This window comes from Paucibacter sp. TC2R-5, from assembly GCF_025717605.1.
Taxonomy (GTDB): domain Bacteria; phylum Pseudomonadota; class Gammaproteobacteria; order Burkholderiales; family Burkholderiaceae_C; genus Paucibacter_A; species Paucibacter_A albus.
Genome location: NZ_JAJIRQ010000003.1, coordinates 638465 through 660919, shown reverse-complemented (window position 1 = coordinate 660919; position 22455 = coordinate 638465). Strand labels below are relative to the sequence as shown.

The window sequence follows — 22455 nt, the reverse complement described above, 5'->3', positions numbered from 1 at the left end:
CCCGTGTGAAAGTAGGTCATCGTCAGGCTAATATCAAGCAATGCCCCCAGCTCGAAAGAGTTTGGGGGCTTTTTGCTTTTCGGACTCTCGAATTGCTTGCATCAAGGCTATGCTGCTATTTAGTCAAAACTGAGTATTGACACAATGGCTTTGGTCGAAACGGCAGAAGGCGAAAGCACAGCGGGCGTGCCGCGTATCCTGCAAATACCTCGGCAGGGTGGCCCCGCAAGTGGCAGCCCATTTGTTGCTCGCCTTGAGGGTGATTGGAGCCTGCTGCCCTTGCGTGGGCGATTTGAAACGTTGAGTGCAGAGGCGGCATCGCTTTGGCGCCAAGGTGTGGTTTGGGATCTTCGTTTGCTGCAACGTCTGGACAATGCCGGGGCCATGTTGCTGTGGGACGCTTGGGGCCAGCGTTTGGCAGACGAGGTCGATTGGTTGCCCGAACACCAAGCGATGTTCGCAAAGCTGAATCTGCCCAAACCACCGGCGACCCGGCGCGGCCGATTGCCGGCCAGTGTTGCTGCCTTCGGAGGAGACCTGTTTTTGATGGCAGGGCATTTGGTCGAGGGAACACGGCTGCTGGGACAGCTAGCAATTGACTGTTTGCACTTACTCAGACACCCCGGACTGATTGCTTGGCGGGACATTTCCGTCAATATCTATCGCACCGGCGCGCAGGCCATGGGCATCACAGCGCTGGTCGGTTTTCTTGTGGGGGTGACATTGTCGTATCTGACTTCGCGGCAGTTGCGCATGTTTGGCGCCGACATCTATGTCATCAACATCCTCGGCTTGAGCGTTTGGCGCGAGTTGGGGCCTCTGTTGGCTGCGATTTTGGTTGCTGGGCGGAGCGGCTCGGCGATGACAGCGCAACTCGGCGTTATGCGCGTAACGCAAGAACTCGACGCATTGTCGGTGATGGGGATATCGCACACGATTCGATTGGTCTTGCCGAAGATTTTTGCGCTCGGGTTTGCAATGCCATTGGTGGCCTTGTGGACGAGCTGCATGGTCTTGGCTGGCGGCATGGTGGCAGCCCGCGCTACGCTGGGCTTGGATTATGTTCAGTTTTTGCATGGCATACCGGCAGCTGTGCCCGAGGCCAATTTGTGGTTGGGCCTGGGCAAGGCCCATGTGTTCGGTTTGTTGATTGCATTCGTTGCCTGCTACTTTGGCCTGCGCATCAAACCCAATAGCGAGAGTCTTGCCGTGGGCACGACAAGTTCGGTCGTTAGTTCGATCACGGCCGTCATCATTGCCGACGCGGCTTTTGCGATCATCTTTCAAAGCGTGGGTATCTAGATGGCGTCCTTGCATGCGTCTCTTCGACCCCAGTCGGTGATCGAAGTGAACGCCGTGACGACAGTGCTGGGCCGTTCGGTGATCCATCGAGACCTCAGTTTGGAAGTCCACTCCGGCGAAGTACTGGCCATCATTGGCGGCTCCGGCAGCGGCAAGACCACTTTGTTACGACTGATGCTGGGCCTGCAGCGGCCGGCAGCGGGGTCGGTCAGTATTTTTGGCCATCAGCTAGGCAACTGCGACGCTACGGATCTGGCGCGGGTGCGCAATCGTTGGGGTGTGCTGTTTCAGCAAGGGGCCCTTTTTTCCGCGCTGACCGTGTTTGACAACATCGCCTTGCCGCTGCGCGAACTGAAGGATGTCCCGAAGCGATTGATTTCCGAGTTGGTCTTGCTCAAGCTGAGTCAGGTTGGCTTGAGCCCCGCCGATGCCTTGAAGAAACCTGCGGAACTGTCCGGCGGCATGATCAAACGGGTGGCCTTGGCGCGCGCCTTGATATTAGATCCAGTCTTGTTGTTCCTGGATGAGCCGACTGCCGGTTTGGACCCCGCCAGCAGCAAGCGTTTTGTGCGCCTGATCGAAGATCTGCGTAGCGAGATGAGCTTGACGGTGGTGATGGTTACGCATGATGTAGATACCTTGTTCGCCCTGGCGGACCGTGTGGCGGTGCTGGCCGACCGGCGTTTAGTCGGCATTGGGCCTCTAAGCGAAGTCGCCAAACAGCCGCACGCTTTTATCCAGGACTTCTTTCTCGGCCATGCTGGCCAGTGCAATGAAGATTACATTCAGAGTTATCGCAACAGCCTGCGCCAAGGGCCTTTGACTGCGTCGGTAGCGGCCGACGCAAAGTAGATGGAGCATTGAAGCCAATGGAAAATCGCGCACATGCCCTGGCCACCGGCATCTTTATTCTCTTTTTAGGTGGTGTGCTCGCCTTGGTGGCGGCTTGGTTTCAAGGCGATCAAGGTGAAAAGAATGACTTCACCATCGTTGCGCGCAGCGGCGTGTCGGGCTTGAATCTCAAGGCGCCGGTGAAACTGCGTGGCGTCTTGGTCGGCAAGGTTGAGTCGATTGGATTTGACCAAGGTGATAGCCAAAGGATTTTGATTGGCATACGGGTTGCCAAGACGGCGCCCTTGACTCAGGCCACCGTGGCTAGGCTGGCTTACCAAGGCATCACGGGCCTGAGCTACATAGATTTGTCTGAACCCGATGGCGCACAAGGTTCACCCTTGCTGGTGGCGGGGGCCGCGCCGATCGAGTTGCAGGCTTCGATGTTGGACCGGCTCAGCAGTGCCGGGCCACAGCTGCTCGAGCGTGTCAGTGAAGCGGCCGTGCGAGTCAACACTTTGCTGGGCGATGCCAACCAGCAAGCATTCAGTCGCAGCCTAAGCCAGTTTAGCGAGGCCGCAAATCAGGTTGCGGGCTTGAGTAAGGCCTTGACACCCACGGCTGATGCGCTGCCGGCCTTGGCGGCACAGACCATTAAATTGGTCGAAGGTGCCGGCACCACGCTGCAGCGGGTCGATGTTTTGGCTGCGGAATCGACCTTGTTGGCTCAGGAGTTGCGTCAACGTGCCGAATTGCTTGATCGCATCGGCCTAGCCTCGGCGCAGGTGCAGCAGACGGCGCAGCGCCTGGACATGGCCCTTGTTGGCGCGAATAGAGGGCCTCGCAGTCAGTCCTTGGTGGATGTCTGGAGTCAGAGCGGGCGGGCAATCGAGCGCACGGTCAGCCAAATTGGAGAACAGCCGCAGAGTTTTCTTTTTGGCCCACCGCTGACGCCCGCCGGGCCGGGCGAAGTGGGCTTTGACGAATCGGCAAGAGGGGCAAGCAAATGAGACGTGGACTATTGGAAGCCTTGATGCTGGCGGCGGCGGCCTATTTTCTGAGTGCTTGCGCCTTGAGCGGCACTAGACCTGTAGCGCCGGTCTTGTTCGATCTGGGGCCAATTTCAAACAAGGTTGTAGGGCCGCTGCCCGAACTCCAGTTGAGCGAAATGACGACCCCGCCTTGGTTGGCCAGCACGGGCATCGCTTACCGCTTGGTCTACCAAAATGAGTTCCAAACCCACATTTACCGCGACAGCCGCTGGGCGGCGCCGCCGGCCGTGTTGTTGAGTGAGCGGTTGCGACAAAAGCTGGCCGTGAACACGCGCGACGCCAGCAGCAAGCCTGTCGTGCTGCGTTTGGAGTTGGTGGAGTTTGAGCAACGCTTCAGCTCGCCTACGCAGGCCGCAGTCAGTGTTAGCCTGAGGGCTCGTTTGGGCGAAGGCTGGGGATCAACGCAGACATTTGAGTTGATCAAAGCCAGTCCGAGCGCTGATGCTGTAGGGGCGGTTCGGGCCTTCAGCGAAGCGAGCGATGAGATATTGAATCAAGTGCTGGGCTGGGTTGCCGGCCAAACAAAGCCTTGATTGGCTCTGGCTTGGGCTCTAACTGGCGCTAGCGGCCGCCCCCATGCGTTCAATGCGTCGATGCAAGAAGGCCTGCGCCAGGCTCGATTGCGGCAGCAAGCGCTGGCCGATATAAAGTTCTTGGCGACGCTCGCCGATTTGGCTGCGTAGCCGGTTGGCCATCACGCTCAAGGGATCCAGTCCCTTCAGTTCAGCTTGCGCGATCGCGATCCAAAGCCGGTGCATGGGGTGCACGGTCAGCAATGCCATATGCGCTTGAACCACGCGCAAGCGTCCTTGTACCAGTTGCTCGCACCGGCTCAACCAGCTCCGCAGCGCATCGGCATTGCCGCCGCTGACACGCACTGGATCTTCGCCTGCAGCCAAAAGCAAGACTTCCAACTTCGCACGGTCAGAGGCGGCGTAGGCCTCGTTGACCAACATCATGCTTTGTTCTCGCGCGCGGCGGTCAAGTTCATTGCCTGCAAAGTCGGGGTGCAGGCGCATGGCCGCGCGGCGGTAAAGCGTCTTCAGCGTCGGCGGCGCCATCTCGACCAAGCCACTTTGGGGCTCAGGTGGCAGCGCAGCGCTGGGCGGGAGCTGTGGCAAGACGGGCAGGGCGGTGGCTTGCGGAGCCAGTGGTGAGCGTGCCTCGATGCCGCTGTTGCGCAGCGCCTCGGCCAAGCCGCTGGTGGTACTGTGGAGCTGCGACTCCAGCGCGTCCAACTCTAGATAGGATTCACCTAATGTGTCCACATAGCGGCTCACAAAACCCTGCACCTTCAAACGCAGGGTTTCGAATTCATGCTCCTGAGCCGCCAAATAGCGACGCAAATCGCTCAGCTGCGAACGCCGCCGCTCCAGGCCGTGCCGTGAGATCGCTGTGTTCGTCGTCATGGCTGATTTAAAACTCCCGTTGCCTAGCGTCTATTGTGACCGGCGCCGAGCCGCGCTCAAAGCGAAAACAGCCCACTTACGGGCTGTTTCATCTCCGTGCTTGCTTGGTCGGCCTCTAGTTGCTTTTGCCACCCAAGGTCGCTGCCTGTCTTGCCGTGAGTGCCTGAGCTTCACGTTCCACATCGTCTTTGTTAACCATCTTGGTCATTGAAGGCCCGGCAGGTCCACGGCGGCCTAAGTTGGAGCCGGTGGTGTAGTCGGGATCGACTTTCGCGTCGCCGTGGACGTAGGGTGGCGGCAAGATGCCGCAGCCGCTGAGGGCCAATAGGCCGATAACACTCAAAATCGGATTCTTTGCATGCATGACATCTCCCCTTTATTTGCCTGCGGGGCGCCGGTCAGGGCTCCTCGACATAACGCCCCGTTTGGGTGCATCTGAATCATGCCGAATTGCCCCGCCTGCTGCCGCTGGGGAATACCCGCGCTACTTCGTGGAACGCCGGCAAAAAAAAGCCCGCGACTGTTGCAACGTCGGTCGGGCTGTTGTGATGCTGGGCCGCAATCGGCCCATGGGTGATCTTGGTGATCAGGGCTGCGAGGCCGCCTTCATCGGCTCAGACGCTGCCATGCTGCCAAGGTCAGGTGTTCCTGGCGTGGCTAGGGTCGACACCACCGGCACTGGTTCCGCCGCGTGCTGCGTTGCAGACGCCGTGGCCGATGTCAGCTGCATTGGCAGCAAGGGCACGATCAAGAGCGCGACGATATTGATGATCTTGATCAGCGGGTTGACGGCCGGGCCGGCGGTGTCCTTGTAGGGGTCGCCCACCGTATCGCCGGTGACGGCAGCTTTGTGGGCTTCAGAGCCCTTGCCGCCATGATGGCCGTCTTCAATGTACTTTTTGGCGTTATCCCATGCGCCGCCGCCGGTACACATCGAGATCGCCACGAACAGGCCGGTGACGATGGTGCCCATAAGCAAGCCCCCCAAAGCTGCGGGGCCGAGCAAGAGGCCCACCAGCACAGGCACGATCACCGGCAGCAGCGAAGGGACGATCATTTCTTTGATCGCAGCGCTGGTCAGCATGTCGACGGCGGCGCTGTAGTCGGGCTTGCGCTTGCCGGACATGATCAGGCCGTCGGCGAACTGGCGGCGCACTTCCACCACCACGGAGCCGGCTGCGCGGCCCACGGCTTCCATCGCCATCGCACCAAACAGATAGGGGATCAGGCCGCCGATGAAGAGGCCGACGATCACCTTGGGGTCGCTCAGATCAAACGACACATGCATGCCGCGCGCTTCGAGCGAATGGGTGTAGTCGGCGAACAAAACCAACGCGGCCAGACCGGCCGAACCAATCGCATAGCCCTTGGTGACGGCCTTGGTGGTGTTGCCGACGGCGTCCAGCGGATCGGTCACGTCCCGCACGCTGGCGGGCAATTCGGCCATTTCGGCAATGCCGCCGGCGTTGTCGGTGATCGGGCCGTAGGCGTCCAGGGCCACCACGATGCCGGCCATGCTCAGCATCGAGGTGGCAGCCGTGGCGATGCCGTAGAGGCCGCCGAGTTGGTAGGACGCCAAGATCGCCAGGCAGACAAACAGCACGGGCCAGGCGGTTGAGCGCATGGACACGCCCAGGCCGGCAATGATGTTGGTGCCATGGCCGGTGGTCGAGGCCTGCGCAATATGTTTGACCGGCGAGTACTGGGTGCCGGTGTAGAACTCTGTCACCCAGACCAGCGCGGCGGTCAAGACCAGACCGACGGCACAGGCGCCGAACAAGCGCATGCGCGTGCCTGCGCCGAGCGCGTCGTCTGGCATCACCGCATTGGTGACGAAGTAGAAGGCGATCAACGACAGGACGCCGGCCACGGCCAAGCCCTTGTAGAGCGCCGGCATCACGTTCTTCATGCCCGGCGAGGCCTTGACAAAGTAGCAGCCGATGATGGAGGCGATGATGGACACGCCGCCCAGCATCAGCGGGTAGAGGATGGCGGCCATCGGGGCGGCCGTCACCACCAGCGCGCCCAGCGCCATGGTGGCGATCAGCGTCACCGCATAGGTCTCGAACAGGTCGGCGGCCATGCCGGCGCAGTCGCCGACGTTGTCACCGACGTTGTCAGCGATAACTGCCGGGTTGCGCGGGTCATCCTCAGGGATGCCGGCTTCCACCTTGCCGACCAGGTCGGCGCCGACGTCGGCGCCTTTGGTGAAGATGCCACCGCCCAAGCGGGCGAAGATCGAGATCAGCGACGAGCCGAACGCAAAGCCGAGCAGCGGCTTGAGCGTGAGGGCGTCAATTTTTTCTCCGCCACTCAAGAACCAGAAGAACAGGCTGACACCCAAAAGTCCCAAGCCCACCACCAGCATGCCGGTGATGGCGCCGCCCTTGAAGGCAACGTCCAGCGCCGGGCCAATGCCCTTGGTGGCAGCCTGCGCGGTGCGCACATTGGCGCGCACCGACACATTCATGCCGATGAATCCGCAAGCACCCGAAAGCACCGCACCGAGCACGAAGCCCACCGCCGACATGCTGTCCAGAAAGACGGCGATCAGAATCGCCAGCACCAGTCCGACGGCCGCGATCGTCTTGTACTGACGGGCCAAATAAGCGGCAGCTCCTTGTTGAATAGCGGAGGCAATCTCCTGCATGCGGGCATTGCCCGCGTCTTGACTCAAGATCCAGCTTCTTTGTATGAAGCCGTACAACACAGCCGCTAGGCCACAGGCCAAAGCGAAATACAGCGCCAAACTCGTCGACATGTAGATGTCTCCTATCGTTCTATCTGCAGTTGGAGGAAAGACTTAGGCCCGGCACCTCTGAACGTGAGTGGGACATGAGGGTCAGGTCGCCCGAATTGATGCTACGAGAAGCAGAGGGTGCAAACCTTGGGTGTTTACCCAAGGTTTGCGGGTAAACGATGGGAGTCAGTTCGGGCAAGCCTTGTCAGCTGGCGGCAAGGCCTGCCCTTAGAATGCGGGTTTCCCCTTGTCGTCTTACGGATAATCATGAGCCTGCACAACGTCACCCCCGGCGCCAAAGCGCCCGAACAGTTCAATGTCATCATCGAAATCCCGATGAATGCGGATCCGATCAAGTACGAGGTTGACAAGGAAACCGGCGCGATGTTTGTCGACCGTTTCATGACGACCGCGATGCACTATCCCTGCAACTACGGCTACATCCCGCAAACCCTGTCGGACGACGGTGACCCGGTTGATGTGCTGGTCGTAACGCCTTTCCCACTGACACCCGGCGTGGTGGTGACTTGCCGCGCGGTCGGCGTCCTGAAGATGGAAGACGAAGCGGGCGGCGACGCCAAGCTGTTGGCTGTGCCCATCGACAAAATTTTGCCCATGTATCAGCATTGGCAAAAGCCCGAGGACGTCAACAAGATGCGCCTCAACGCGATCCAGCATTTCTTTGAACATTACAAGGATCTGGAACCAAACAAGTGGGTCAAGGTGCAAGGCTGGGAAGGCCCGGAAGCCGCCAAGGCCGAAATCGTCTCCGGCATTGAGGCTTATAACAAGGCCAAGCAAGGCTGATAGGCCGCTGCGGTCTGTTTAAAAAGCGCCCCGCGAAAGCCGGGCGCTTTTTTATCGCCTGATGTCGAGACGCCGCCGATTTCACTCAATTGCTGTTGCTGGCCTCCGATAGTGGATAGGATGGCTCGCGGCCAAGCTCTGTGCCGGCGTAAGAATCCACATTTCCTGTCAGCTCAGGAGTGAGTCAATGGCGAAATTTGCACTGACGATCCGGCAAAAAATGCTGGGTCTTAGCCTGATCGGCCTGGCCTTTGTGTTGATCGTAGGCGGGGTTGGCTTCTTCGCCGTGGCGAGTTTGAGCGAGGACCATCAGGCCTTGACACGCAGTGCCTCCGCGCTGCGCTCGCAACTCGAGGCGGACATGATGCATGACGCCTTGCGCGGCGACGTGCTGCGTGCAATGTTGTCCAGTGCCAAGGGCAATGTCGCCGACAAGGGGCCCGCCAAGACCGACCTGGACGCCCATGTCAAACAATTCCGCGAGGCCATGGCGGAGCTGAAGGCAAGCTCGCTGAATGCACAGGTGGACGCATCGGTGGCCAAGACGCAGGGCCCCTTGAACGCCTATATCGACAGCGCCGCTGCCATGGTGGATCTGGCCTTTGCCGACGCGGCTGCGGCGGACGCCAAACTGCCCAGCTTTACCGACAGCTTCAAGGCGCTCGAGGAGCAGATGAGTGCCTTGAGTGATGAGATCGAGCGCGAGTCCCTGCGGGTCCAGGAGGCCAGCAAGGCCGGCGCCGAGCAGGCCCGCTTGGCCATGCTCGTGAGTGCGGCCTTGGCGGCGGTGATTTTGCTCTTGGTCAACAGCGTGGTCGGGCGCGGCATCATCCGCGCGCTGGCCCAAGCCGTTCAGCTCACCCAGCAGGTGGCCGGCGGCGATCTGCGCACACAGGTCGAGGTCGGGGTAGACGACGAAAGTGGCCGCTTGATGACGGCCTTGCAGCATATGAATGATGTGCTGGCCGACATCGTTGGCGAAGTGCGGAACAGCGCCGAGGCCATCGCGGCGGTCTCGCACGAGATCGCCGAGGGCAATGTCAATTTGAGTCGGCGCACCGACGAGCAGGCGAGCAGCTTGCAGCAGAACGCGGCCTCGATGGAACACCTGAGCGAGACCATCAGGACCAACGCCGAGACGGCGCGGCGCGCCGCGCTCTTGGCCACCAGCGCCGCCGGTGTGGCGACGCAAAGTGGCGAGGTTTTCGGCCAGATCGTGAGGACGATGGCCGAGATCTCGGTCAGCTCGCACCAGATCGTTGACATCATCGGCGTGATCGACGGCATTGCCTTCCAGACCAATATTCTGGCTTTGAACGCGGCCGTGGAGGCGGCAAGGGCCGGCGAGCAGGGCCGCGGCTTTGCGGTGGTCGCCAGTGAGGTGCGCAGCCTGGCCAAGCGCAGCGCCGAGGCGGCCAAGGAAATCAAGACCCTGATCGGCGGCAGCGTGGCCAAGGTGGAGGCCGGCAGCAGCTTGGTCGGCAACGCGGGCAAGTCGATGGACCATCTGGTCGGCGAGGTTCTGCAGGTCAGTCAGCTGATCAATGAAATTAGCGCCGCCAATAGTGAGCAGACCAAGGATGTCGGTCAGTTGGGCTCATCCTTGGGTCAGCTCAATCAGATGACACAGCAAAATGCCGGACTGGTGCAAGAAGCCTCCACAGAGGCCGGCCAACTTGCCGAACAAGCGGGCAAGCTCTCGGGCCTGGTAGCCCAGTTCAAACTGCGCTGATTGAGCGCGCTCTTGCCCTCAACATGGTTTAGCTTGAGGGTTTGAACGGTTGGTGCTCTTCCAGCTCATTGACATAGCCGCGCATCGCCTGACCCTCCTGGGCCAGAAAGTCTGCCACCGCCTGGCTGAAGTCGGGATGGGCCAGCCAATGGCTGGAATGGGTGGCCACGGGCAGCAGGCCACGCGCCATCTTGTGCTCGCCCTGCGCGCCACCTTCGAAGCGCCGGTAGCCATTGGCGATGCACCAGGCCAGTGGCTGGTAGTAGCAGGCATCGAAATGCAGGCATGACACGCTCTCGACCGCGCCCCAGTAACGGCCATAGGCGTGACCCTGCTCGGGGTCCAATGCGACCAAGGACGTGGCGATCGCCTCCGTCCCGCGCTTGGCGGTGAAGAGCAGCCAGTTCTCCGCCATATCACGGCTCATCAAACGGAAGAACTCGCGCGTCAGATAGGGCGTGCTGCGGTGAGCCCGGTAGGTCAGTTGGTAGCAGTGATAGAAAAAGTCCCATTCGGCCGGGCCGATCTGCGCGCCTTGACGGACTTCGAAGCAGACGTCCGCTTCCCGCACCTTGCGCTGCTCTTGTTGAATCTTCTTGCGCTTTTCGCGCTGCATCGAAGCGAGGAAATCCTCGAAGGACGCATAGGGCAGAGGTGATCGGTTTTGCCAGTGAAACTGCACGCCTTGGCGCTGCATCCAGCGCTGTTCCTGGGCCGCACGCAAGTCTGCCGAGTCGCCGAACAAGAGGTGGGCCGAGCTCAAGCCTTGCCGGCTCGCCAAGGCTTGCAGTCCGTGCATCAGCAGCGTTCTGGCTTCGGCATCGACGGCCAGCAAGCGGCTGCCCGGCACCGGCGTGAAAGGAACCGCCACCAGCAGCTTGGGGTAATAGTTGAGGCCATGCCTTTGATAGGCATCGGCCCAGGCCCAGTCGAACACGTACTCGCCGTAGGAATGGCTTTTCAAGTAGGCCGGGCAGCAAGCGAGCAACTGCTCTTGTCGCCACAGGCTGATGAACTGGGGGCGCCAGCCGGTGGCGGCGACGGCGCTACCGGACTCATGCAGAGCGCTCAGGTACTCGAGCCGCATAAAGGGCGTCGGCTGTGCCTGCGTGGCCAAGAGCGCGTTCCAGTCGGCCATCGGGAGTTGACGCGGGTTGTCGAACACCCGGATGACATAATCGCCTCCGGCTATTGACCCTATTTCCATCTGCATTTCATCGGTGAAATCCATGTCTGTGATCGTCGCGCTCGCGCAAATAAATGTCACCGTGGGTGATCTTGAAGGCAATGCCAAAAAGATCGTCGAATATGGGCGGCGTGCCCATGCCGCCGGTGCAAAACTGCTTATCACGCCCGAGTTGAGCCTGTGTGGCTACCCGCCCGAAGACCTGCTCTTGCGCCCCGCTTTTATGCCGGCCTGTGACGCCGCCTTGCAAAGCATTGCGACCGACCTAGCCGACTGCGAAGGTTTGCACGTGGTGGTCGGCCACCCTTTTCAGCGAGCGGCGCAAGGGGATCTTAGGTCCAAGAGCTGGTCCGTGCCGGCGCGCTTCAATGCGGCCTCGGTCTTGGCAGGGGGACAGGTCTCGCTCACCTACTGCAAGCGCGAGTTGCCCAACTACCAGGTCTTTGATGAGCGGCGCTACTTTGTCTCGGGCCGCGATGCCGGTGAAGCTGCGGCGGTGTTTGAGGTTGGCGGCCTGCGCTTTGGGTTGAATATCTGCGAAGACGCCTGGTTTGACGAACCGGCGCGGGCGGCCAAGGCGGCCGGCGCGCAGGTGCTGTGCGTGTTGAACGCCTCGCCTTTCCACGTCGGCAAGGCCGAGGAGCGCGAGCAGCGCATGGCCGAGCGGGCGCGTGATGTCGGTCTGCCGCTGCTGTATTCCCATCTGGTCGGTGGCCAAGACGAGGTGGTGTTTGACGGCGCCTCGTTTGCGCTCAATGCGAATGGCGAGTTGGCCGCGCGCGCGCCATTCTTTGAGGAAGCGCTGACGCTGCTGGAGATCGATGGGGCCGGCGAGGTCAAGGGTCAGGTCTTGCCTTTGCCGAGTCTGGAGGCGCAGGTCTGGTCCGCCTTGGTCACCGGCGTGCGCGACTATGTGGGCAAGAATGGCTTCCCCGGCGTGTTGCTGGGCCTGTCCGGCGGCATCGACTCGGCCTTGGTGCTGGCGATCGCGGTCGATGCGCTGGGCGCCGACAAGGTCCGCACCGTGATGATGCCTTCGCCTTACACGGCCGATATTTCCTGGATCGATGCCCGAGATATGGCCGAGCGGCTCGGCGTGCGCTATGACGAAAAGTCGATCTCGCCGATGTTCGATGCGTTCAATGCGAGCCTGGCGGACGAGTTCAAGGGCTTGGCCCTGGATGCGACCGAGGAGAACATCCAGGCCCGTATTCGCGGCACGCTGCTGATGGCCTTGTCGAACAAGTTTGGGTCCATCGTGCTGACCACCGGCAACAAGAGCGAGATGGCGACAGGCTACTGCACGCTTTATGGCGATATGGCGGGCGGCTTCGCGGTGATCAAGGACGTCGCCAAGACGCTGGTGTTCCGGTTGGCGCAATGGCGTAACGAGCAGCCGACAGTGCGGCTCGACGGGACTGTCTTGACTACGGCGCCCATCATTCCGGAGCGCATCATCACGCGCCCGCCTTCGGCCGAATTGCGGCCGGACCAGAAAGACCAGGACAGCCTGCCGCCCTATGAGGTGCTGGACGCGATCCTGGCCCGCTATATGGAAGACGATCAGTCGCTGGCCGAGATCGTTGCGGCCGGCTTTGCGGTGGCCGATGTCGAGCGGGTCACAAGGCTGATCAAAATCAATGAATACAAGCGCCGCCAGGCGCCGATCGGCATCCGCATTACGCACCGGGCTTTCGGCCGCGATTGGCGCTATCCGATTACATCGAAGTTCCGTGCTTAAATAAAGTCAAACCCACCTGTTTTGGAGCGTCAAACCATGAAGCAAATCACCGCCATCATCAAGCCCTTCAAGCTGGACGAAGTCCGCGAATCTTTGGCCGAGGTGGGGGCGTCGGGTCTGACCGTGACCGAGGTCAAGGGTTTCGGACGCCAAAAAGGCCATACCGAGCTCTACCGTGGCGCCGAATATGTAGTCGACTTTTTGCCCAAGGTGAAGGTCGAGGTGGTGGTCAAGGATGAAGACGTCGAGCGCTGCATCGACGCGATTTTGAAAGCCGCCAAAACCGGCAAGATCGGTGACGGCAAGATCTTCGTCACGCCTGTTGAGCAAGTGGTGCGTATCCGCACCGGCGAGACCGACGAAGAAGCGGTCTAAGTCAAAACTTCAGCCGGCGAAGCGCTGCCACAGCGCCGCAGCCCAAATTCCTGCGCTCAGTAGCAAGGACAGCAGCACCGCAGCGCTGGCCAGGTCTTTGGCGCGCTTGGAAAGGTCGTGCAACTCAAACGAGACACGGTCGATGGCGGCCTCGATGCCTGAATTCAGCAACTCGACGATTAGTACCAGCATCAGCGAGCCCAGCAATAATGCGGTTTGCACCCAGCCCTGGCCCAGCCAAAAGGCCAAGGGCGTCGCTACGATCAGCAACCAGACTTCTTGGCGAAAGGCGCTCTCGCCGGTGTACGCAGCGCGTAGACCGGCCAAGGAGTAGCCGGCCGCGTGAAGAATGCGGGTCAGACCGGTTTTGCCTTTGTAGGGGTTGCTCATCGTTTGACGGGTTTTTGGGTGATCAATTGTGTGCCGCACAGCACGTCGTGCAGGAATTGCCCGCTTGGGTGCAGTCGACTTAGCATGGCGTAAGCGGCGACTCCCGCCAGCAGTGCGCTGAAGATGGCACCCGTGCTGCGCACGCCGATGAGCCAGACGCTCAGCAAGGCGGGTGCAAACCACAGCCAGCTCAGGCAGTAACGCGCCAATGCGCGCAGCCGGCTCAAGGGCTGGCCCTGCAGGTCGACGAGGCGTATGTGCCAAGCCTTCATCGCCACGGTCTGGCCGCCTCGGGTCCAAAACCAGGCGAAGTAGACACCTAGCACGATGAACAACACAGCTTGCAAAGCATGCTGCCCCTTCAGCGCGTGGCGTTGCTGCGTCAAGGTGCCGAACAAAAAAGCGGTGGCGAACACGACGCCGAACAGCACCACGCCTTCATACAGAAAGGCAGCCATCCGCCTCTTCAGGCTTGGCCGCTCTTGGCTTTCAGCCGTCATGGCGCCGAAGCGCCAAGCTGTGGTCGTTTGGGCAGCAAGGTCTTGCTGTCGACCAGATTTGGGTCGACCAAAACTTTGGTGTTGCCGGCCAATTGGTGGGCTGGGACCAGCTTGCCTTGAGTCATCAGTATTGTCGTCGCGCCCGGTTTGGCTTGCAGCAAGGTGGCTGCAACGGCCTTGGGCGCTTGGTTCGAAGTCGCCAGGGGTACCAGATTGGACTTGGCTTGTGGCGCCCCATTGCTTTGACCAGCGGCGCTGCCGGGGCCAGTGTTGGTCAGCTTGGTCGCCTGGGTCTCCAACTTTTTAGCCGCTTTCTCGGCCAATTGCTGGCGCTGCTCGGGGGGCAAGGCTTGATAGGCTTCCCACTTGGCTTGGCGTTCATCGGCGTTGATCTTCTTGGCACCTTGGAATGCAATTCTTGCTTGTTGGCGCTCGGCCGGACTCAGTCGCGCCCATTCGCGCATGCGTTCTTGCAGGCGCGCCTGCTCTTGTGCAGGCAGGGCAGAAAACCGAGTCGCCACTTCCAGCCATTGACTTTTGCGCGCCGCGTCGAGCGCGTCCCAGTCCTGCTCCAAAGGCAAGAGCGCAGTCTTTTGCGCGGGGCTCAGTTTGGCCCAGCCAGGTGCCGGTAGCAGCGCGTTCGGTGCGGCAATCTTCTCGGCGCTGATGCGCTGCAGGGGCTCGGGTGAGGGCGGGGCCGCGACTGTGGCACTGACGATGGGCGTCGCGCCCTCGGGTGTGCTGGCCGAGGGGCTCTGCGCCGAGGCCGGCCCCAGGGCAAGACCCGCGATAAGCGCAACGGTCAGGCGGGCAGGCAGGCGCTTGGGGCTGGGCGAGTGAGAGTGGCTCACGAATCTATTCATGGGCGCAGATTACTCTTCTTGCTCATCGTTCAAATATTCCTTGAAGCCTGGGTCGCCGTAGGCGGCGGGCGGCAATTTGTCCGACAGCAAACCGGTGTCAATTTCTGCTGCGGCCAGAATTTGCTCATACCACTGGCTGTGCTGAATCACCGCCAAGCCCAGCACCAACAGAAGCAGCGGCAAAAGGGACGTCAGTTTCAACCAGCGCGGCGAGTCGCCTCCGCGTCCAAGGCTCAGGGCCGAGCCCGAGCGCACCAGTACCGAGGCCGGGGCGGCTTGAGCCTGTGCCGCACGGGCGTGGCGGGCTTTCATCAAGGCCTGCTCGCGCGCAAAGCTGAGCCGCTCGGCGACGTTGGCGGGCAGGTTATGAGCCTGATCGCTCAAACCGGCCGCCACGCGCAAGCCGAAGCGGGCGACGAGGGCGTCTTCGTTGGACGCATGGTCCATTCCAAATTGCGACTTGTTCATAAAGTAATCCCCTTGGCCTTCAGCGATTTTGCCAATGCATGCGTGGCGCGGGAGCAGTGCGTTTTCACGCTGCCTTCCGAGCAACCCATGACGATCGCGGTTTCAGCGACATCCATTTCCTCCCAGTAACGCAGCAGGAAGGCTTCCCGTTGACGTGCGGGCAATTCAGCCACTTCGGCGTCGATGGCTTGCAAGATTTGGCCCCTGGAAACCTCATCGGCAGCACTTAATGCTCCCAATGTGCCTTCTTGCGCTTCAAGCACCTCCAGCAGGTTGAAATCGCCATCCGGATCGCTGGACTCAAAGTCAGACATATTCTGCATGACTGCATTGCGAGTCTTCTTGCGACGGAAGTAATCCATCGTCGCGTTCGACAAGATGCGCTGAAACAACAGTGGCAGCTCAGCGGCGGGGCGATCAAAGTATTTTTCAGCCAGCTTGATCATGGCGTCTTGCACGATGTCCAGGGCCGCGTCGTCGTCACGCACCATATAAGCGGTGCGCTTGAAGGCGCGCCGGTCGACGGCACGCAGGAAATCATTGAGTTCTTTGTCGGTGGCCAAGGAGAGGAGAGGGACTGAACCCGATGCTGGCAAAACAGCGCGAAGTATCGCATTGCGAGAGCGTTCTCTATTCGCCGAGTCGGCTTGGCCTCAAGTCCAGTGCATAATGCTGCTTCGCACAAAGAAAATTCTGGTCTTCAGCTGGCAGCCCGACCGGGGCACCACCTTTTTGATCGCGCAGGTTCCGAGTCCGCCTCACGAGGGCACGAGTAGGAACACCAATGGTTTTTCGTTAGAGAAATTCACAAAGGTTCTAAATGGATATGTCAAGCGCGGATGTCAAGCGTGCCGGTTCGGCAGCGCTAAATTCCCAAACACACAATTCTTCCTCTGAGCTGAACGGCTCCGAGATCCTGGTTCGCTGCCTGCAGGCCGAAGGTGTTCAATACCTTTGGGGCTATCCGGGTGGCGCGGTGCTGTACATCTACGACGCACTGTACAAACAAGAGACCATTCAGCATGTGCTGGTGCGTCACGAGCAGGCCGCCGTGCATGCTGCTGACGGCTATGCCCGCGCCACCGGTGATGTAGGCGTCGCCCTCGTCACCTCCGGCCCCGGCGTCACCAATGCCGTCACCGGCATCGCCACCGCCTATATGGACTCGATCCCGATGGTGATCGTGACCGGCCAGGTGCCCACGCCGGCAATCGGCCTCGACGCCTTCCAAGAATGCGATACCGTCGGCATCACTCGCCCCATCGTCAAGCACAACTTTCTGGTCAAGGATGTGCGCGATCTGGCGATGACGATGAAAAAGGCCTTTCACATCGCCCGTACCGGTCGCCCCGGCCCGGTGGTGGTGGACATTCCCAAGGATGTCTCGATGGCCAAGCTGGGCAGTACGTTCGAGTACCCCAAGCATGTGGAGATGCGCTCCTACAATCCGGCGCGCAAGGGTCACACCGGTCAGATCCGCAAGGCGGTGCAACTGCTCTTGCAGGCCAAGCGGCCCTACATCTATTCGGGCGGCGGCGTCATCCTGGGTGAGGCCTCGGCCGAGCTGCGCGAGCTGACCAATCTGCTCGGCTACCCCTGCACCAACACCTTGATGGGCCTGGGCGCGATCGCCGCCAGCGACCCCAAGTTCCTCGGCATGCTGGGCATGCACGGCACCTACGAAGCCAATATGACCATGCAGCACTGCGATGTGCTGCTGGCCGTGGGCGCGCGCTTTGATGACCGGGTGATCGGCAACCCCAAGCATTTCGCCCAGGTCGAACGCAAGATCATCCATGTGGACATCGACCCCTCGTCGATCTCCAAGCGGGTGCGGGTCGACATCCCCATCGTCGGTGACGTCAAGGATGTGCTGCAGGAATTGATCTTCCAGATCAAGGAAGCACAGGCCAAGCCGGATGCGGCCTCCATCAATGCCTGGTGGAGCCAGATCAATGAATGGCGCCGCCGCGAGTGCTTGGTATACAAGACCTCAAGTGATGTGATCAAGCCGCAGATGGTGGTCGAAACCCTGTGGAATCTGACCAAGGACAGCGACGCCTACATCACCTCTGACGTCGGGCAGCACCAGATGTGGGCGGCGCAGTTCTACCGCTTTGAGCAGCCGCGCCGCTGGATCAACTCCGGCGGCCTGGGCACCATGGGCGTGGGCTTGCCCTACGCGATGGGCATCAAGATGGCGCGGCCCAAGGCGGATGTGTTTTGCATCACCGGCGACGGCTCGATCCAGATGAATATCCAGGAGCTCTCGACCTGCAAGCAGTACGAGACGCCGGTGAAGATCTTGTCGCTGAACAACCGCTATCTCGGCATGGTGCGGCAGTGGCAGGAGCTGGACTACGGCAAGCGCTACTCGCACAGCTATATGGAAGCGCTGCCTGACTTCGTCAAGCTGGCCGAGGCTTATGGCCATATCGGCCTGGTGGTCGAGCAGCCCGGCGATGTCGAAGGCGCGCTGCGCGAAGCGATCCGCCTGAAGGACCGCACGGTCTTTCTGGACATCCGCACCGATCCGACCGAGAACGTCTGGCCTATGGTGCAGACGGGCAAGGGCATCTCGGAAATGCGCCTGGGGTCCGAAGACCTTTGAGTTGACCGAGCATGGCCGGGGCTGTCGCGTTACCGCGCGCGGTCAGTGGCCTTGTGAAGTCAGCAAGAAGTAGTACCCACTCCCTTAAATCGAATAGCGTGGCCAAGAACCGTCAGTTACCGCTGCCGGTTTGAAGAGCGCGAAGGACGAGAAAAAATGAAGCACATCATTGCATTGCTGATCGAGAACGAGCCGGGCGCGCTGTCGCGCGTGGTGGCGCTGTTCTCGGCCCGTGGCTACAACATCGAGAGCCTGACCGTGGCGCCGACCGAGGACCCCTCGCTGTCGCGCATGACCATCGTCACCACCGGCTCGGACGAAGTGATCGAGCAGATCACCAAGCATCTGAACCGCCTGATTGAGGTGGTCAAGGTGGTCGATCTGACCGAAGGCAATTACACCGAGCGCGAACTGATGTTGATCAAGGTTCGCGCCGTCGGCAAGGAGCGCGAAGAAATGAAGCGCACCGCCGATATCTTCCGCGGCCGCATCATCGATGTGACCGAGAAGACCTACACGATCGAGCTGACCGGAGATTCATCCAAGCTGGATGCCTTCATCGATTCGATCGACCGGGCTTCGATTCTGGAGACGGTGCGCACCGGCACCAGCGGCATCGGCCGCGGCGAGCGCATCCTCAGAGTCTGATTTTCTTCCTCACACCACCCCTTTTTTTGAATTTTTCCTGGAGCACGATATGAACGTTTTTTATGACAAGGACGCTGACCTGAGCCTGATCAAGGGCAAGAACGTCACCATCATCGGCTACGGCTCACAAGGCCATGCCCACGCACTGAACCTGAACGACAGTGGCTGCAAAGTGACCGTCGGTCTGCGCCGCAGCGGCGCGTCCTGGGCTAAGGCCGAGAACGCCGGCTTGAAAGTCGCCGAGATCGCCGACGCCGTCAAGGCCGCCGACGTGGTAATGATCTTGCTGCCCGACGAGCAAATCGCCGAGGTCTACAAGAACGAAGTCGAGCCAAACATCAAGCAGGGCGCTTCGCTGGCCTTCGCCCACGGCTTCAATGTCCATTACGGACAAGTCACACCGCGTGCCGATCTGGACGTCTGGATGGTCGCGCCCAAGGCCCCAGGCCACACTGTGCGCGGCACCTACGCTCAGGGCGGCGGCGTGCCACACCTGATCGCCGTCTACGCCGACAAGTCGGGCAAGGCGCGTGATCTGGCCCTGAGCTACGCCTCGGCCAATGGCGGCGGCAAGGCCGGCATCATCGAAACCAACTTCCGCGAAGAAACCGAAACCGACTTGTTCGGCGAGCAGGCCGTTCTGTGCGGCGGCGCGGTGGAGTTGATCAAGGCCGGTTTCGAAACGCTGACCGAAGCCGGTTACGCGCCCGAGATGGCCTATTTCGAGTGCTTGCACGAGCTCAAGCTGATTGTGGATCTGATCTATGAAGGCGGTATCGCCAACATGAATTACTCGATCTCCAATAACGCCGAGTATGGTGAGTATGTGACCGGCCCCAAGGTTGTCACTTCCGCCACCAAGGACGCGATGCGCCAATGCCTGAAGGACATCCAGACCGGCGAATACGCGAAGAGCTTCATCCTTGAGAACAAGGCCGGCGCGCCAACGCTGCTGAGCCGCCGCCGCCTGACCGCCGAGCATCCAATCGAGCAAGTCGGCGAGAAGCTGCGCGCGATGATGCCTTGGATCAAGGCGAACCGTCTGGTTGATCAGTCTAAAAACTGATTGATGCCTTAGCAGTGAAAGCCGCGCTGCCGATAGGTTGCGCGGCTTTTTCATTGGCGCCATGTTGTATCCTCCCGACCCATGACCGATCTCAAGAAAAAGACCCAGACCGACTTGCCGGACGATGACGAGGACGGCGTGCCGGAGTTGCCAAGGCCTCGCCGCAAGGGCATTTATGTCTTGCCTAATGCGATCACGCTGGCGGCGCTGTTCTCGGGCTTCTATGCCATCGTGATGGCGATGAATGGCCGCTTCGAGGTGGCTTGCATTGCGATCTTCTGCTCCGCCGTGCTGGACAGCCTGGATGGTCGTGTGGCCCGTATGACGAATGCGCAAAGCGCCTTCGGCGAGCAGATGGACAGCCTCTCGGACATGGTCAGCTTTGGCGCAGCACCCGCGTTGATCGTCTATATCTGGGCCTTCAAGGATATGGGCAAGCTGGGCTGGATCCCAAGCTTTGTCTATATCGCCGGGGCGGCGCTGCGGCTGGCGCGTTTCAACGTCAATATCGGCGTGGTCGACAAGCGCTTTTTCCAAGGCCTGCCCAGTCCGGCCGCTGCGGCCATTGTGATCGGCATGATCTGGGCCTTTGATGACTACGGATTCAAGCAGGTGACGGGGATACCTTGGGTGGTCTGGACCGCGTTTGGCATGACCTTGTTTGCCGGTCTGTCGATGGTGACCAATGCCCCGTTCTACAGCTTCAAGGTCGTCGGAGCCCGCCGTACCGTGCCTTTTGTGGTGCTGGTCGCGATTGCCCTGGCCATCGTGTTGATCAGTCAGAACCCGCCTTTGGGTCTGTTCTTGATCTTCTGCGCCTATGGGCTGTCGGGTTATGTGATCTATTTTTGGCGTAAGGCCAAGGGCCGGCCGGTCAGCATGATTGCCACTTCGACCCACGATCCCGACGAGCAGGGCCTGCACCGCTGAAGTGGCGTGCTATATTGAACCTCATGAACATTGCAACTGCGATCAGCCTGCTACTACTAGGAACCTTCCGGGTTCGCTGATCGCTCACGTCAATAGCTTTCTGCATCACAGCCCGCCAAGCAAACGCTTCGCGGGCTTTTTTTCAATCCTTTTCTTCTGGAGTTCACCGTGGCCGACCAATTGATCATCTTTGACACCACCTTGCGTGACGGCGAACAAAGCCCCGGCGCTTCGATGACCAAGGACGAAAAGCTGCGCATTGCGCGCCAGTTGGAGCGCCTGCGAGTCGACGTGATCGAGGCCGGATTCGCGGCCTCCAGCAATGGTGACTTCGAAGCCGTCAAGGCGATTGCCGACGCAGTGCGCGAAAGCACGATTTGCTCACTGGCTCGCGCCAATGACCGCGACATCGCCCGCGCTGCTGAAGCGCTCAAGGGCGCGGCGCGTTCGCGCATTCACACCTTCATTGCCACCAGCGAGTTGCATATGGAGAAAAAACTGCGCATGACGCGTGAGCAGGTGCTGGAGCAAGCGATTCAAGCCGTGCGCTTTGCGCGTAACTTGAGTGGGGATATCGAGTTCTCGCCCGAGGACGGCTACCGCTCGGACCCGGACTTTCTGGCCCGCGTGGTCGAGGCGGTGATCAAGGAGGGCGCCCGCACCATCAACATCCCCGACACGGTCGGCTATGCGATCCCCGAGCTGTACGGCAACTTCATCAAGACCTTGCGTGAGCGGGTGCCAAATTCCGATCAGGCAATCTGGTCCGTGCATTGCCACAATGACTTAGGGATGGCGGTCGCCAACTCGCTGGCCGGCGTGCAAATCGGCGGTGCACGTCAGATCGAGTGCACGATCAATGGCTTGGGTGAGCGGGCCGGCAACTGCTCGCTGGAAGAAGTGGTGATGGCGGTCAAGACAAGGCGTGACTACTTTGGTCTGGATGTGAACATCGACGCCACGCAAATTCTGCCGGCCTCGCGCTTGGTGTCGCAGACCACCGGTTTTGTGGTGCAGCCGAACAAGGCGGTGGTCGGGGCCAATGCCTTTGCCCATGCCTCGGGCATTCATCAGGACGGCGTGCTGAAGGCGCGTGATACCTATGAAATCATGCGCGCCGAAGATGTGGGCTGGAGTGCCAACAAGATCGTACTGGGCAAGCTGTCGGGCCGGAACGCCTTCAAGCAGCGGCTGCAGGAGTTGGGCATCGCGCTTGAGTCCGAGGCCGAAGTGAACGCAGCCTTTGTGCGTTTCAAGGATTTGGCCGATCGCAAGAACGAGATTTTTGACGAGGACATCATTGCCTTGGTGATGGACGAATCGGTCACTGCCGAGAATGAGCATTACCGCCTGATCGCCTTGGCGCAGAAATCGGAGATGGGTGAGCGGCCGCATGCCAGCGTGGTGTTCGCGGCCGGTGCGGTCGAGCATCGGATGGAGAGCGGCGGCAACGGTCCCGTCGATGCAGTTCTAAGAGCGATCGAGTTGGCCGCTCAAAGTGGCGCCGAGATGTTGCTCTATTCGGTCAATGCCATCACCAGTGGCAGCACAGAATCGCAGGGCGAGGTGACGGTGCGGCTGCAGTTTGGCGGGCGCGTCGTCAACGGCGTTGGGGCAGACCCCGATATCGTTGTGGCCTCAGCCAAGGCTTACTTGAGTGCCTTGAATAAATTGCATAGCAAGATCGAGCGGGTGGCGGCACAGGGTTGAGTATCAACACAAGCTGACTGCGCCATTTTTTAACGCAAGCGAAGCTTGAAGAGCTGCTTGTAAGCTTTTGATCTTGCTAGTATTTTTCCTATCA

The 22455-nt window shown here is 60.4% G+C and carries 22 protein-coding genes; 13 read left to right on the top strand and 9 right to left on the bottom strand.

The genetic code is table 11. The features are described 5' to 3' along the window. Positions 1-144: 144 nt before the first annotated feature. Genes LNV08_RS10000 through LNV08_RS09985 form a run of 4 tightly spaced genes read left to right on the top strand, consistent with a single transcriptional unit; the run spans position 145 to position 3718 of the window. Entirely contained in the window at positions 145-1302 is a 1158-nt protein-coding gene (locus LNV08_RS10000) for an MlaE family ABC transporter permease (protein ID WP_263533537.1), read from the top strand. A 9-nt stretch (positions 1303-1311) separates the two neighbouring features. Next, the gene (locus LNV08_RS09995) at positions 1312-2154 is read left to right on the top strand and encodes an ABC transporter ATP-binding protein (RefSeq protein ID WP_263533536.1); all 843 of its coding nucleotides are present in this window, start codon (positions 1312-1314) and stop codon (positions 2152-2154) included. Between the two features lie 17 nt (positions 2155-2171). Continuing rightward, positions 2172-3143: an MlaD family protein gene (locus tag LNV08_RS09990; RefSeq protein ID WP_263533535.1), complete on the top strand. Its 972-nt coding sequence runs from the start codon at positions 2172-2174 to the stop codon at positions 3141-3143. Continuing rightward, positions 3140-3718 carry a PqiC family protein gene (locus tag LNV08_RS09985; RefSeq protein ID WP_263533534.1) on the top strand — a complete coding sequence of 193 codons (579 nt, stop codon included), beginning with the start codon at positions 3140-3142 and terminating at the stop codon, positions 3716-3718. Before LNV08_RS09990 ends, LNV08_RS09985 begins: the two co-directional genes overlap by 4 nt. A gap of 18 nt (positions 3719-3736) precedes the next feature. On the opposite strand, the gene LNV08_RS09980 is transcribed toward LNV08_RS09985, so the two are convergent. The 3 genes from LNV08_RS09980 to LNV08_RS09970 form a co-directional block, all read right to left on the bottom strand. Beyond that, positions 3737-4594 carry a J domain-containing protein gene (locus tag LNV08_RS09980; protein WP_263533533.1) on the bottom strand — a complete coding sequence of 286 codons (858 nt, stop codon included), beginning with the start codon at positions 4592-4594 and terminating at the stop codon, positions 3737-3739. 115 nt (positions 4595-4709) lie between these two features. Beyond that, the gene (locus LNV08_RS09975; protein WP_263533532.1) at positions 4710-4958 is read right to left on the bottom strand and encodes a hypothetical protein; all 249 of its coding nucleotides are present in this window, start codon (positions 4956-4958) and stop codon (positions 4710-4712) included. Positions 4959-5180: 222 nt separating this feature from the next. Further along, positions 5181-7355 (bottom strand): sodium-translocating pyrophosphatase, encoded by a 2175-nt coding sequence (locus LNV08_RS09970; protein ID WP_263533531.1) that lies wholly within the window; start codon positions 7353-7355, stop codon positions 5181-5183. 246 nt (positions 7356-7601) lie between these two features. Between LNV08_RS09970 and ppa the strand changes: the two genes are divergently transcribed. Together ppa and LNV08_RS09960 are read left to right on the top strand one after the other, a co-directional pair. Next, positions 7602-8141 carry an inorganic diphosphatase gene (ppa, locus tag LNV08_RS09965; RefSeq protein WP_263533530.1) on the top strand — a complete coding sequence of 180 codons (540 nt, stop codon included), beginning with the start codon at positions 7602-7604 and terminating at the stop codon, positions 8139-8141. A 187-nt stretch (positions 8142-8328) separates the two neighbouring features. Further along, positions 8329-9873: a methyl-accepting chemotaxis protein gene (locus LNV08_RS09960; protein WP_263533529.1), complete on the top strand. Its 1545-nt coding sequence runs from the start codon at positions 8329-8331 to the stop codon at positions 9871-9873. Between the two features lie 28 nt (positions 9874-9901). Here the strand turns inward: LNV08_RS09960 and LNV08_RS09955 are convergent, their stop codons facing one another. Beyond that, positions 9902-11104, bottom strand: a complete 1203-nt coding sequence (locus LNV08_RS09955; protein ID WP_263533528.1) for a GNAT family N-acetyltransferase — start codon at positions 11102-11104, stop codon at positions 9902-9904. On the opposite strand from LNV08_RS09955, the gene LNV08_RS09950 reads away from it, so the two are divergent. Then, a complete protein-coding gene (locus LNV08_RS09950; RefSeq protein ID WP_263533527.1) occupies positions 11103-12800 on the top strand; it encodes an NAD+ synthase in 1698 nt (565 codons plus the stop codon). The two genes, LNV08_RS09955 and LNV08_RS09950, sit on opposite strands and share 2 nt — an antisense overlap. Positions 12801-12836: 36 nt before the next feature. Beyond that, positions 12837-13175, top strand: a complete 339-nt coding sequence (locus tag LNV08_RS09945; protein WP_124452671.1) for a P-II family nitrogen regulator — start codon at positions 12837-12839, stop codon at positions 13173-13175. A 9-nt stretch (positions 13176-13184) separates the two neighbouring features. On the opposite strand, the gene LNV08_RS09940 is transcribed toward LNV08_RS09945, so the two are convergent. The 5 genes from LNV08_RS09940 to LNV08_RS09920 are packed head-to-tail and all read right to left on the bottom strand — an operon-like array spanning position 13185 to position 15959. Beyond that, a complete protein-coding gene (locus LNV08_RS09940; protein WP_263533526.1) occupies positions 13185-13565 on the bottom strand; it encodes a diacylglycerol kinase in 381 nt (126 codons plus the stop codon). Further along, positions 13562-14065: an RDD family protein gene (locus tag LNV08_RS09935; RefSeq protein ID WP_263533525.1), complete on the bottom strand. Its 504-nt coding sequence runs from the start codon at positions 14063-14065 to the stop codon at positions 13562-13564. The genes LNV08_RS09940 and LNV08_RS09935 overlap by 4 nt, the downstream gene beginning before the upstream one ends. Then, positions 14062-14928 carry a DUF3106 domain-containing protein gene (locus tag LNV08_RS09930; protein WP_263533524.1) on the bottom strand — a complete coding sequence of 289 codons (867 nt, stop codon included), beginning with the start codon at positions 14926-14928 and terminating at the stop codon, positions 14062-14064. Before LNV08_RS09930 ends, LNV08_RS09935 begins: the two co-directional genes overlap by 4 nt. Positions 14929-14937: 9 nt before the next feature. Next, entirely contained in the window at positions 14938-15396 is a 459-nt protein-coding gene (locus LNV08_RS09925; protein ID WP_263533523.1) for a DUF3619 family protein, read from the bottom strand. After that, on the bottom strand, positions 15393-15959 hold the full coding sequence (locus LNV08_RS09920; RefSeq protein WP_263533522.1) for an RNA polymerase sigma factor: 567 nt from the start codon (positions 15957-15959) through the stop codon (positions 15393-15395). Before LNV08_RS09920 ends, LNV08_RS09925 begins: the two co-directional genes overlap by 4 nt. Positions 15960-16216: 257 nt before the next feature. Here LNV08_RS09920 and LNV08_RS09915 point away from each other — a divergent pair, with 257 nt between their 5' ends. The 5 genes from LNV08_RS09915 (at position 16217) to LNV08_RS09895 (ending at position 22361) form a co-directional block, all read left to right on the top strand. Next, positions 16217-18007 (top strand): acetolactate synthase 3 catalytic subunit, encoded by a 1791-nt coding sequence (locus LNV08_RS09915; RefSeq protein ID WP_263533521.1) that lies wholly within the window; start codon positions 16217-16219, stop codon positions 18005-18007. Between the two features lie 156 nt (positions 18008-18163). Next, entirely contained in the window at positions 18164-18655 is a 492-nt protein-coding gene (gene ilvN, locus LNV08_RS09910; RefSeq protein WP_263533520.1) for an acetolactate synthase small subunit, read from the top strand. A gap of 49 nt (positions 18656-18704) precedes the next feature. Further along, positions 18705-19721: a ketol-acid reductoisomerase gene (ilvC, locus tag LNV08_RS09905; protein WP_263533519.1), complete on the top strand. Its 1017-nt coding sequence runs from the start codon at positions 18705-18707 to the stop codon at positions 19719-19721. Positions 19722-19802: 81 nt separating this feature from the next. Continuing rightward, positions 19803-20651 carry a CDP-diacylglycerol--serine O-phosphatidyltransferase gene (gene pssA / locus LNV08_RS09900; protein ID WP_263533518.1) on the top strand — a complete coding sequence of 283 codons (849 nt, stop codon included), beginning with the start codon at positions 19803-19805 and terminating at the stop codon, positions 20649-20651. Positions 20652-20819: 168 nt separating this feature from the next. Continuing rightward, positions 20820-22361, top strand: coding sequence for a 2-isopropylmalate synthase (locus LNV08_RS09895; RefSeq protein ID WP_263533517.1), 1542 nt, complete (start codon positions 20820-20822; stop codon positions 22359-22361). The last annotated feature ends 94 nt before the right edge of the window (positions 22362-22455 follow it).